Origin of the sequence: Streptomyces pseudovenezuelae, from assembly GCF_029892565.1 — a bacterium.
Classification (GTDB): domain Bacteria; phylum Actinomycetota; class Actinomycetes; order Streptomycetales; family Streptomycetaceae; genus Streptomyces; species Streptomyces pseudovenezuelae_A.
Genome location: NZ_JARXVH010000002.1, coordinates 170,452 through 182,688, shown reverse-complemented (window position 1 = coordinate 182,688; position 12,237 = coordinate 170,452). Strand labels below are relative to the sequence as shown.

Annotated in this window: 7 protein-coding genes; 4 read left to right on the top strand and 3 right to left on the bottom strand. The window is 71.8% G+C overall.

Annotation, left to right across the window (positions count from 1 at the left end):
• Positions 1-42: 42 nt before the first annotated feature.
• A complete protein-coding gene (locus tag M2283_RS05600; protein ID WP_280874898.1) occupies positions 43-3,141 on the bottom strand; it encodes a glycoside hydrolase family 2 TIM barrel-domain containing protein in 3,099 nt (1,032 codons plus the stop codon).
• Positions 3,142-3,467: 326 nt separating this feature from the next.
• Here M2283_RS05600 and M2283_RS05595 point away from each other — a divergent pair, with 326 nt between their 5' ends.
• Complete coding sequence (locus M2283_RS05595; RefSeq protein WP_280874897.1) at positions 3,468-5,846, top strand: SpoIIE family protein phosphatase; 2,379 nt, start codon at positions 3,468-3,470, stop codon at positions 5,844-5,846.
• A gap of 36 nt (positions 5,847-5,882) precedes the next feature.
• On the opposite strand, the gene M2283_RS05590 is transcribed toward M2283_RS05595, so the two are convergent.
• Positions 5,883-6,473, bottom strand: a complete 591-nt coding sequence (locus tag M2283_RS05590) for an RNA polymerase sigma factor (protein WP_432423030.1) — start codon at positions 6,471-6,473, stop codon at positions 5,883-5,885.
• On the opposite strand from M2283_RS05590, the gene M2283_RS05585 reads away from it, so the two are divergent.
• From M2283_RS05585 to M2283_RS05575, 3 genes are all read left to right on the top strand, one after another.
• Positions 6,472-7,848: a serine/threonine-protein kinase gene (locus M2283_RS05585; protein WP_280874895.1), complete on the top strand. Its 1,377-nt coding sequence runs from the start codon at positions 6,472-6,474 to the stop codon at positions 7,846-7,848. The genes M2283_RS05590 and M2283_RS05585 overlap by 2 nt on opposite strands.
• A 174-nt stretch (positions 7,849-8,022) precedes the next feature.
• Complete coding sequence (locus tag M2283_RS05580; RefSeq protein ID WP_280874894.1) at positions 8,023-8,709, top strand: DUF4232 domain-containing protein; 687 nt, start codon at positions 8,023-8,025, stop codon at positions 8,707-8,709.
• Between the two features lie 82 nt (positions 8,710-8,791).
• Positions 8,792-10,048, top strand: coding sequence for an arsenic transporter (locus M2283_RS05575; RefSeq protein ID WP_280875556.1), 1,257 nt, complete (start codon positions 8,792-8,794; stop codon positions 10,046-10,048).
• A gap of 12 nt (positions 10,049-10,060) precedes the next feature.
• Here the strand turns inward: M2283_RS05575 and M2283_RS05570 are convergent, their stop codons facing one another.
• Positions 10,061-11,911, bottom strand: a complete 1,851-nt coding sequence (locus tag M2283_RS05570) for an RICIN domain-containing protein (protein ID WP_280874893.1) — start codon at positions 11,909-11,911, stop codon at positions 10,061-10,063.
• Between the last annotated feature and the right edge of the window lie 326 nt (positions 11,912-12,237).

The window sequence follows — 12,237 nt, the reverse complement described above, 5'->3', positions numbered from 1 at the left end:
GGTCCGGACAGAACTGGTTCCCATCCGGACCGTCGCGCCCGCTCAGCCCGCCGGCACCTCCACCTTGCTGATCCGCACCGCACCGGCCGCCTCACCCGGGCGGCTGCTGGTCAGCGTGAGCCGCAGCCGTGAGCCGCGCACGGCGTCGAAGGTGACGACGGTCGGCGTGTCCGAGGCGGTGGCCCAGCCGACGTCCGCTCCTGCGACCGGCGCGTACCGACGGCCGTCCCACACCTCCACCGCCACGGACCCGGGCAGGCTGTGGGTCGCGTCCACGGTGAACGAGACCTCCACCCGGCCGAAGGTCCGGGTCCGTCCGAAGTCGACGGAGACCCAGTCCTCGGGGCGGGCGCCGCTGAAGGCGGGCAGCAGGGCCGTGGCCGACTTCGCGAAGCCGTTGGACCAGCCGGTGGCCGCGTCGCCGTCGAGCATCGCGGCGGGCAGGGTGTCCGGGCGGCCGGAGTAACTGGCGTCCGCGTGCGGGTAGTTCACGGCGGCCGACGCTTCGGGCTCGAACTTCGCCGGCGTGGTGAGGGCGGCCGACCCCGCATGCGCTGTGCGCACGGTCGTCGTGCCCGTCCGCAGGCCCTCCGCGCGTGCGGTCACCTTCAGGCTGCCCGGCCTGGTGCCGGATCGGACGATGGCAAGCGCCTTGCCGTGGAAGGCGGTTCGGGTCGTCGCCTGGTAGCGCTCGGCGCTCTCCTCGCGGCCGTTGTCGAGCCCGGCGAGCGAGCCTCCCTTCACGTCGAAGGTGATCAGGTGCTCGGCGTCGGGCACCACCACTCCGTGCGCGTCGACGACGTCCGCGGTCACGAACACCAGCGAACGCCCGTCCGCGGCAAGCGACTTGCGGTCGGTGGTGAGCCGTACGGCATGCGGCTCACCCGCCGTGCGCAGCACATCGGTGGCCACCACCTTGCCTCCGCTGCGCGCCACCGCCTTCAACTCCCCCGGCATGTAGGGCACTTTCCAGATCAGGTGGAGCTTGCCCGCGCTGCCGTTGGGGCTCGTGTAGCTGCCCGGATAGGGGCCGTCGGTGAAGGTCTTGTCGTCGCCGGTGGCCTCGGTGGTCTCCAGGTAGGCGCGGCCGTCGGTGGTCTTCTTCGTGTCGAAGGTCCGCGTGCCGAGGGACTTTCCGTTCAGGAACAGCTCGACCGTGGCGACGTTGGAGTAGGCCCAGACCTCGACCGTGTCGCCCTTCTCGTGGTTCCAGCTCATGGGCAGCAGATGGACCATCGGCTCGGCGATCCACTGGCTCTGGAAGAGGTAGTACATGTCCTTGGGGAAGCCGGCCGTGTCGACGGCGCCGAAGAAGGACGCCTTCACCGGGAAGACGTTGTACGGCGTCGGCTCGCCGATGTAGTCGATGCCGGACCACAGGAACTGCCCCGCGAACCACTTCCGGTCCCGGTCCTTCTTGTGGCCGTACTCGCCGCTCATGGTCCAGGAGGAGAGGTTGTTGTCGTACGAGGAGGTCGCCCGCTTGCCCGGCGTGTAGTTCTCGCCGGTGTTGAGGTGCTCCGGCTCCTGGTAGGTCGCGCGGGTGGAGGTCTCCGAGGAGGACTCGGACTCGAAGAGGAACAGGTCGGGGTAGGCGGCGTGCAGGCCGTCGACGGACTTGGCGGTGTTGTAGTTGAGGCCCAGGCCGTCCAGCTTGGCGAGCATCAGGTCCGAGGCCGAGCCCTTCCTCGGCACGCTGCGGTACTTGTCGGAGCCGATGACCAGCGGGCGCGTGTCGTCGGCGGCCCTGATGGCGCCGATGATCCGGTCGGCCATGGCGAGACCGGCGGTGGAGGTGGAGTCGGGGACCTCGTTGCCGATCGACCACAGCACCACGGCGGGCGAGTTGCGGGCCGCGAGGACCATCTCGGTGGCGTCCTTCTCGCACCACTGGTCGAAGAAGCGCCCGTAGTCGTACGTCGTCTTGCCGGTCCGCCAGCAGTCGAAGGCCTCCACCATCATCACGATGCCCAACTCGTCGCACACCTCGACGATCTGCGGCGAGGGCGGGTTGTGCGAGGTGCGGAAGGCGTTGACGCCCATCGACTTCATGATGGTCAGCTGTCTGCGGACGGCGTCGACGCTGATGGCCGCGCCGAGGGCGCCCTGGTCGTGGTGCAGGTCGACGCCCTTGATCTTGGCGTGGGTGCCGTTGAGGAAGAAGCCCTCGGCCGGGTCGAAGCGGTAGGTGCGGATGCCGAAGGCGGTGCGGTAGGTGTCGACCACCTCGCCGCCGACGCGCAGTTCGGTCTCCAAGGAGTAGCGGTGCGGGGCCGTGAAGTCCCACAACTTCGGTTCGGCGACGGCGAGTTCGTGGGTCTCGGTGGCCCGGTCGGCGACGGCGACCGTGCTCGTCGCGCGAGCCACCGTCCGGCCGCGCGGGTCCGTCACCTTCGACCTGATCTCGACCTGGCTCGCGGCCCCGGTCTCGTTCAGCACGGCGGTGGCGACCCGCACGACGGCCCGCTCCGCGGTGATGTCCGGCGTCGTGACGTACGTACCCCAGCGCTCCACGTGCACCGGTTCGGTGACGACCAGGCGGGCCTCGCGGTAGATGCCGCTGCCCGAGTACCAGCGGCTGCTGGGGAGCTGGTTCTGCACCTTGACGGCGATCACGTTCTCGGTGGTGCCGTCGGTGTGCAGCAAGTCGGTGAGGTCGAAGGCGAAGCCGGTGTAGCCGTAAGGGTGCCGGCCGACCTCGGTGCCGTTGCAGTAGACGTAGGAGTCCATGTAGACGCCGTCGAACTCGACCGAGATCCGGCGGCCGGCGAAGGCGGGCGGCAGCGTGAAGGCGAGCCGGTACCAACCGAGGCCGCCCGGGAAGAAGCCGGTGCCGCTGGTCGTGCCGTGCTCGGTGGTGGGCGTCTGCTCGATGCTCCAGTCGTGCGGGACCGCGACCTCGCGCCACGTCGAGTCGTCGTAGGCGGGGTCGGCGGCCTGTGCGTATGCGCCGGTCGGATCGGTGATGCCACCCGGATTGACCAGCGCGAAGCGCCAGCCGTCGCGCAGGGCGACCGTCCGGCGGCCGGATCCGCCCCCGGCGGCGGCCTCGGCGGCCCGGGCGACCGGGGTGGAGAGAAGTGCTCCGGCCGCGGGCGCGGCGGCGGAGGCGAGCAAAACCGATCTGCGAGTGACCGTCATGGCGGCTCTCCCTCATCAGGGCCCAGAAGTACTCACAACTGATCGCGCAACTGATCGCGAACAAACAGATTCTGACGACCTGCCACACCGCCCCGTCAAGGGTGCGGAAAGCGCCTTCTGCCTCAGCGGCCACGTTGGACGGCCGGGCCGCCCGGTCCCGGCCGCGGCCCGACCGCCATCGGGCCCGGCATATGCCTGGTCACCCGCCCTGTCGTCGCCCTCACCGCGGGGTCGGTGTTTGTCGTTCACGCGGGAGCGGGACGCACTAGGGTGGAACACGAGTTACGCACCTGTTCACTGTGCGTAGGCGCGATGGAGTGGCGACGATGAGCCCGGTGGATCCGTTCGACGATGCCTCGACCGCGCGGGCCGTCATCGACGACCATGGCGCTGTCGTCCGGTGGAGCGCCGGCGCCCGGCGGCTGCTCGGGTACACGGAGACCGACGTGCTGGGCCGCCCCGCCGCCGCCCTCCTGGCCGACCCCGCCAAGGCTCCGCCCGGCGCGCCGGCCGACCGCCGGTGGAACGGCCCCCTCGCCCTGCGTCACCGGGACGGGCACACCGTCTCCGTCCGGTTGCTCGCCCTGCGCGCCTCGGCACCGGGCGCCCCGGACACCTGGCACGCCGTCGTCCCGCCCGACACCGCGGACCTCGACCCGCCGCACGAGACGCTGACCTCCGCCGCCCTTTCCCAGTCCCCGTGCCCCATGCTGGTCTGCGACCGGAAGCTGCGCCTGCGCTGGCTCAACGACCGCATGATGGAGATCATCGACCTGCCCCCGGGCCAGGTGATCGGCCTCCGGGTCTCTGACATCGGCTTCCGCTCGGAGAACACGGAACTCGAACAGTATTTGACCGACGTGCTCACCACGGGCCTGCCCCGGGACATCCCCAGCTACCTCCGCCCCAGCGGCTTCAGCAAGGCCACCGCCCAGCTGACCCGGCTCGCCCCGCTCATCGACGCGGCGGGACGGGTCCAGGGCGTCTGTCTGACCGGCCACGACTTCACCGAGCACTATCTGGCCCGCGAGCGGCTCCAGCTGGTCAACGAGGCGAGCGTGCGGATCGGCAGCACCCTCGACGTCACCCGCACGGCACAGGAGCTGGCGGACGTCTGCGTGCCCGCGCTCGCCGACTTCGTGAGCGTCGATCTGCTGGACCCGCAGGAGCACGGTGAGCCGCCGCTGCGGCTCACCGCCCCGATCGGTCTGCGCCGCGCCGCGCACGGGTCGGTCAACCCCGGCAGCCCCGAGGCCGTGATCAAGTCCGGTCAGCTGGAGATCTACCCCACCGGCTCGCCCCAGGCCGACTCCCTCATCGCGGGCCGCTCCGTGGTCGCCTCGGTGACGGCGGGCGACCTCGACGAATGGCTCGCCCACAACGAACCGCGCAGCGACCGGGCCAGGGAGTACGGCGTCCACTCGTCCATGTCCGTGCCGATCCAGGCCCGCGGCACGACTCTGGGGGTCGCGGTCTTCCGCCGCTACCGCAGACCGGACCCGTTCACGGCCGACGACGTGCTGCTGGCCGAGGAGATCACCGCCCGGGCCGGCGTCTGCATCGACAACGCCCGCCGCTACTCCCGCGAACGCGACACCGCCCTCGCGCTGCAGCGCAGTCTGCTGCCCCGCACCCTGCCGCGCACGGCCGCCGTGGAGGCGGCCTCGCGCTATCTGCCCGCGGCACGGGCCGGGGTGGGCGGCGACTGGTTCGACGTGATCCCACTGTCCGGGATGCGGGTCGCCATGGTCGTCGGGGACGTCGTCGGACACGGCATCCAGGCCTCGGCCACCATGGGCCGGCTGCGCACCGCCGTCCGCACCCTCGCCGACATCGACCTGGCCCCCGACGAACTGCTCACCCACCTCGACGACCTGGTGGTACGGCTGTCCGCGGAGGCCGGCGGCGAGGGCAGCCCCGGCGAGGTCGGCGCGACCTGTCTGTACGCGGTCTACGACCCGGTGTCCCGGCGCTGCACCCTGGCGCGGGCCGGTCATCCACCCCCGGTCGTCGTCCCGCCCCGCGGTACGGCGCGGCAGATCGACCTGCCGGCCGGACCGCCGCTGGGTCTGGGCGGGCTGCCGTTCGAGTCCGCCGAGCTGGATGTGCGCGAGGGCAGCGTCCTCGCTTTCTACACGGACGGGCTGATCGCGTCCCGCGAGCGGGACGTCGACGCCGGCCACCGGCTGCTGCGCGAGGCGCTGGCGACGTACTCCGACTCGCTCGACGAGACCTGCGACCGGGTCCTGAACACGCTGCTGCCGGCGGGCGGTGTCGCCGACGACGTGGCCCTGCTGCTGGCCCGCACCCGGGGGCTGCCCGCCTCCCAGGTCTCGACCTGGGACATCCCGGCCGACCCGTCGCTCGTCTCGCCCATCCGCAAGCAGGTCGTCGAGCAGCTCGACGTCTGGGGGCTCCAGGAGGCCGCGTTCACCGCCGAGCTGGTGGTGAGCGAGCTCGTCACCAACGCCATCCGGTACGGCGCCCACCCCATCCGGCTGCGGCTGATCCACGACGCGACGACGTTGATCTGCGAGGTGTCCGACACCAACCACACCGCTCCGCACCTGCGCCGCGCCAAGACCTGGGACGAGGGGGGCCGCGGTCTGCTCCTGGTCGCCCAGCTCACCGAGCGCTGGGGCAGCCGGCACACGGCGGACGGCAAGACGATCTGGGCGGAGATCACGCTCCTCCCGGAGGACTGAGCCCTCCCGAAGACGTGCGTTCTCTTGGCGGAACTTTTACTGCGCGATGCCGAGCCAGGGCCTGATCTGCCTGCGCGCCTCGTGCAGCCGGGACTTGAAGGTGCCGAGCGGGATGCCGACCCGCTCGGCGGCCTCCGCGTAGTCGAGCTGGCAGAGGTCCCGGTACACCAACGGCTCGACCAGGCGCGGGTGTTCGCGCTCCAGCCGGTCAAGCGCCTCCAGCAGGTCGATCCGGGAGCCGACGATGACGCTCGTCGTGCGCGGGTCGGCGTGCACGTCGTACTCGACCGAGGTGGGCGACTCGGCGGCCCGGCGCTTGAGCTCGCGGTACTTCTGCCGGCAGCAGTTGGCCACCACGGTGTACAGCCAGGTGCTGAAGCGGCTGCGCCCCTCGAAGGTGCCGATCTTCCGGGAGACTTGCAGCAGGACGTCCTGCGCGGCCTCCTCGGCGTCCTCGCGGCAGGGCAGGAACCGCCCGCAGCGCCGGACGACTTCGGGCCACATCTGGGTGAGCAGGGAGTCCAGCGCCGCCGGGTCACCCGCGGCCGCGGCGCGGGCGAGGTCTTCGGTCGGCGGTACCAGGTGCTGTGCTCGGGGTCGGTCCACGACCAGGCATGATAGTCGCATGCATTCCGTCGAGCGGATCGGCCGCTACCGCCTTGAGCGGCGCCTGGGCACGGGCGCCTTCGGCACCGTCTGGCTCGCCCAGGACGACGAGCTCGAAGCGCCGGTCGCGGTCAAGGTCCTCGCCGACAACTGGAGCCACCGGCTCGACGTCCGGGAGCGGTTCCTGGCCGAGGCCCGAATGCTGCGCCGGGCCGGTTCCGACCGGGTGGTGCAGGTCTACGACATCGGTGAACTGCCGGACGGCAGGCCGTACTTCGTCATGGAGTACGCCGACGGCGGCACCCTCGACGACCTGCTCACCGGCGGCCCGCTCCCGGTGTCCGAGGCGCTGCGGCTGACGGCGCTGGCCGCCCGGGGCGCTGCGGCGCTGCACGAGGCGGGGATCGTGCACCGGGACATCAAGCCGAGCAACGTACTGCTGCGCTCCTCCCCCGGCGGCAGCCCGCGGGTGCTGCTGGCCGACCTCGGCCTTGCCAAGAGCCTGGCGCAGGCGTCCGGGCTCACGCTGGCGGCCGGGTCGGCGGGTTACCGGCCGCCCGAGCAGGCCCAGCCCGGCATGGGCATCGACACCCGGGCCGACGTGTACAGCCTGGGTGCGGTCGGCTACCACCTGATCACCGGCGCGGTGCCGGGCGAGCCCGGGTACGTCGTCCGTCCCGACCGGCTGCGCCCGGATCTGGACCCGGACGTCCAGCGGGCTCTGCTGCGCGCCCTGGAGCCGGACCGGGAGCGGCGCTGGCCGGAGGCGCTGGCCTTCGCGGAGGAGCTGGAGCGGCTCGCCTCGCCCGTCCGCCGGCCCCGCCCGCGTCGTAGGACGGTCCTGACGCTCGTCCTGGCCGTCGCCGTGCTCGCGGCCACGGGCACCGCCCTGGCGCTGGTCGACCGGCACGACGGGTCCTCGGACTCCGAGGACGTCCAGGTCACGGACACGACCGGCCGGGTCACGGCGGAGGTCCCTCGCTCCTGGGACCGTCAGCTGCGCGACTCCGGGTGGGATCCGAAGGCGCTCGGGCTGCCCACCGGTCACGAGCCGGGCTTCTCGGTCGCCGACGACCTGACGGACTGGCCGGACCTCAAGACCGGGGTGAACGGCGTGTTCGTCGGCCTGAGCGAGCACGGCGACCTTCCGGCGGCGGTGGCCGCGCTCACCCACACGGGCTGTTCCTACGACGGCTCCCGGGCCTACACGGGCGCGCGCTGGCACGGCACCGTCCGTACCTGGAGCGGCTGCCCGGGCAGTCAGGGCTCCCTCACCGAGGCCGCGCTCTCTCCGGCCTCCGGCACGGCCCGACCCCAGGTCTATGTGCAGATCCGGCGGAAGAGCGCGGCCCCGTCGGTCGAGCGCCTCCTGGCGTCCGTACGTATCGGGGACTGACACGCTCGCCTGTCGGGGACGTCCACGGTCGCCTGTCGGGGACGTCCACGGATTTCTCCGAAACTCGTCCGAACTTTTTCGTCCGGTCCCGCATCGGACATACATGACGGGGCACACAGCGCCGTACGCACACGCCTGGTCGTGTGCGAGGAGATACCAGGAGTGTTGAGAACGATGGCGAAGAACTCTCCCGCCCGCCGCCGGGCCGCACTGCTCGCGAGCGCGGTCGCCGTACTGGGCCTGCTGACCGCGTGCGGCAACGACGACGGTTCCGCGAGCTCGCCGAGCACCCTGTCGGGCACGGCGGGACCGGCCACCGACGGCTCCGACTCCCCCGCCGAGTCGCCGAACGCCACGCCGTCCGGTTCCTCCTCGGACACCAACCCCTCCTCCGGTACCGGCACCACCCCCTCCGAGGGGGTGTCGGCGTCCGGCAGCGTCAGCACCCGTTGCCACACCTCGCAGTTGCGCGCGACCGTCGGACACAACGACCCCGGGGCCGGTCAGGAGAACTTCCCGATCGTGCTGACCAACACCGCCTCCCACACCTGCACGGTCCGCGGCTACCCGGGTGCCGCGTTCGCCGACTCCGCGGGCAAGCAGCTGGGGCCGGACCCGAAGCGCTCCTCGGGCGCGCCGGAGACGGTCACGCTGGCGCCGGGCCAGAGCGCGTGGGCGGGGCTGACGTTCTCCAACCCAGAGGTCAGCGGTGCCAAGTCGGCGACCCCGGCGACGCTGGTCGTGACGCCGCCGGACGAGAAGGACCCGCTCAAGGTGAAGTGGACCGGCGGCCAGGTGCCCGTGTCCGGGAACTCCTCCTCGGTCCGCCTGACGGTGTTCAGCCCGGGTTCCGGCGCGTGAGCCGCGGGGGGTGGCGCGCGGATTTCTTACTTCCGGCTGATTTCATGGTCGTTCCCGCTCCACTCCACCGCTAGGACCCGCTCTGAACGCCCCGCTCGCCGAATCCCTGTCCGTCGTGCTGCTCGTCGCCGTCCTCGCTTTCGCGGTGTTGCGGCCCAAAGGCCTGCCCGAGGCCGTGATGGCGGTCCCCGCGGCGGGGCTGGTGATCGTCGCCGGGGCGATCTCGCCGGCGCACGCCCTGGACGAGATCCAGCGGCTCGGGCCGGTGGTGGGCTTTCTCGCGGCGGTGCTGGTGCTGGCCCATCTGTGCGATGTCGAGGGGCTCTTCCAGGCGTGCGGGGCGTGGATGGCCCGCCGGGCCGCCGGCTCGCCGGGTCGGCTGCTGGGCGCGGTGTTCCTGCTGGCCTCGGTGATCACGGCCGTGCTGAGCCTGGACGCCACCGTGGTGCTGCTGACTCCGGTGGTGTTCGCCACCGCGGCCCGGGCCGGTGTCCGCGCCAAGCCGCACCTCTACGCGTGCGCCCACCTGTCGAACACGGCCTCTCTGCTGCTGCCGGTGTCCAACCTCACCAACCTGCTGGCGTTCGAGACCAGCGGGCTGAGCTTCACCCGGTTCGCGGCGCTGATGACGCTGCCGTGGGTGGTCGCGATCGGCGCCGAGTACCTGATCTTCCGGCGCTTCTTCGCCGACGAGCTGAGCGTGTCCGAGCGCGCCCCCGAGCCGGGCGAGGAGCCCGAGCTGCCGCTGTTCGCGCTGATCACCGTGGGCTGCACGCTCGCCGGGTTCGTCGTGACCTCCGCGGCCGGCATCGAGCCCGCGTGGGCGGCGTTCGCGGGCGCGCTGGTGCTGGCCGTCCGCGCGCTGGTACGACGGCGGGAGACGCCGCTGGCCGTGGTGCGGGCCTCGGCCCCGGCCTTCCTGGCCTTCGTGCTCGCCCTCGGTGTCGTGGTGCGCGCGGTGGTCGACAACGGCCTGGCCGATGCCCTCGACCATGTGCTTCCCAAGGGGTCCGGCCTGTTGGCACTGCTCGGTATCGCCGTGCTGGCCGCCGTGCTGGCGAACCTCATCAACAACCTGCCCGCGGTCCTGGTCCTGCTGCCACTGACCGCCGCTGCCGGGCCCGGCGCCGTGCTGGCGGTGCTGCTCGGGGTCAACATCGGCCCGAACCTGACGTACGCGGGATCGCTGGCGACACTGTTGTGGCGGCGCATCGTGCACCGCCACGACGAGGACGTGGACCTCGGGGAGTTCACCCGGCTCGGTCTGCTCGCCGTGCCCGCCTCACTCCTGTCGGCCGTGGCGGCTCTGTGGCTGTCGCTCCAGGTGGTCGGGAGCTGAACGCCGCCCCGATCAGTGGTGGCCACCGCCACCGTGACCGTCGCCACCGCCGTATCCGCCACCGTTTCCACCGCCGTAGCAGGCGTACGGGTTGTAGTAGCAGTACTGGTCCGCGGGGTACGTGACGGTCGGCGTCGGCTGGGCGGTCGACGGGGTCGCGGACGGTGTCGGCGTCGGGGTGGACGACGGCTTCTTGGCCGCCTTGTGGGTGGGCGAGGCCGTGGGCGTCGGCGTGCGCTCGCTCTGGGCGTCCCAGTTGACCACCTCCATCTGGAGGTCGGCCTTCGAGGTGTCGAACACCCAGCGCTGGGTGGTGCTGTCGTCGCGGGTCTTGAGGACCAGGGCGCCGGATCCGTCGGTGGCGGCGGCGGTCAGCGCCAGGTCCTGGTCCCAGCGCGGCACCAGGGTGCCCTGCAGGGTGAAGTCGTAGCGGATGTCCTTGGCGTCCTTCGCGCTCACGCCCGTGCAGGGCGCGAGCTGGACCGAGTAGCCGAGCCGGGAGTCCAGGCACAGGCCGGGGTCGTCACCGCTGCGCAGCCGTCCGTCGGTCTCGTAGGACCACTGCTGGACCGTCGCCGTGGAGCAGGCCGCGAGTTCGGCCTCCGCGCCCTTGACCGCCTTCTTGCCGACGACGGTGACGCACAGCCCGGAGTCGACGTTGTGCAGCCGTCCCTGCATCGCGCCCTCGGCGGACGCCCCGGTCCCGACCCAGGACGGGTCGCCCTCGGTGCTCTTGCCGGAGCCGGGCGTCTCGGCGGTCTGGCCCGCCTCGGAGGTGGTGTGTCCGTCGTTCGAGTCGAGCGAGGACCACACGACCAGCGGGAGGACGATCAGCCCGCTCACCGTCAGGACGCCGGCGGCCAGGTTGCGTCTGCGGGCGGCGGCCCGGCGGGCGGCCTTGTGGGCGGAGCGGCGCGAGGCCCTGCGGGTGCCGGTGCGCATCCCGGCGCCGGTCGCGGTCGGGACGGTGACGAAGGGCTCGCCGGCCATCGCCGGGCGCTCGCCCTCCGCCTCGGCGGCCGTGCCGTCGTCGTGGATGAACCGCGACTCCACATAGGCGCGGGCCCCCCAGCCGAGCACCGCCTCGGCGAGCGCGAGGCCGAGGCCCTGGTTGAACTGGGCCAGCTGGTCGGCGGTGTGGCTGCAGTGCTTGCACCCGGCGAGGTGGGCGGCGAGGTCGGGGTCGACGTCGATCCCGCCGCGCCGGTAGGTCACGTCGAGCATCCGCTGGTAGCGGCGGCACTCCTGCTCGGGGGCGAGTTCGCGGTGGACCTGGAGGCACTCCTCGCGCAGCCGCTCGCGGGCCCGGCGCAGTTCGACGCGGGCGTCCTCCTCCTCGAGGCCCAGCAGCGCGGCGGGTATCGCCGCCGGTTCCGACTCGACGTCCGCGTGCCACAGCAGACAGCGGGCCGACTGGGGCAGCCGCTGGAACGCGCCCGACAGCAGCCGCCGGTTCGCGGGCGGCAGCAGCCGGGACGCCACCCGGTTGCCCTCGCCGGGCCGGGAGCGCAGGTCGGGGTGGAGGAGTTCGCGACTGCGGTCGGTGTCCCATTCCGCCGCGATTCGCCGGACGGTGACCAGCAGTTGAGGCCGCCATGCCGCGGACGGTCCGGTCTGGCGCAGGGTCTCGCCGAACAATCGGGTGAATGCCGCGGTGGTGAGCATTCCCGCCGCCCGGCTGCCGTCGGTGCACAGCCTGGCGTAGGCGAACGCCGCCTCCCAGTGCCGGTCGAGCAGTTCCCCGACGGGTTGCAGCGCTGGTGTCGCCCCGGTCCACTTCTTCAGTTCGGCACTCAGTTGCTCGTCCGTGACCTCGAACTGGCTGACCGATGTGGGGGAATTCGACAGACCGGCGTCATTCACGGCTGCATTCCTCTCGAGGCATGCGACTTCAGGTCCATACCGGGTGGTATGGGGATTCGTCGACAAAGCGACGAGATCCAGTCGTACGGGATTCGGTACCCCCAACACCCCCGGGAACAGCCCTTTTGAAGCCTGGGAGTGAACGGGAGAGACCTCGTACGCACAGCGGAATGCTTATGGTCCGTGCGCCGACAGGGCACACCTTTGCACAGGTCAGCGAACCGGAACAAGGGATCCCGCGGTTTTCTGCTTTAGGTGCCTGGAGTTGGGATTTGACGAATCGTCAATCAGGGCCCCTGAGAGTTGACCGCCGAATCCAAGCGCTA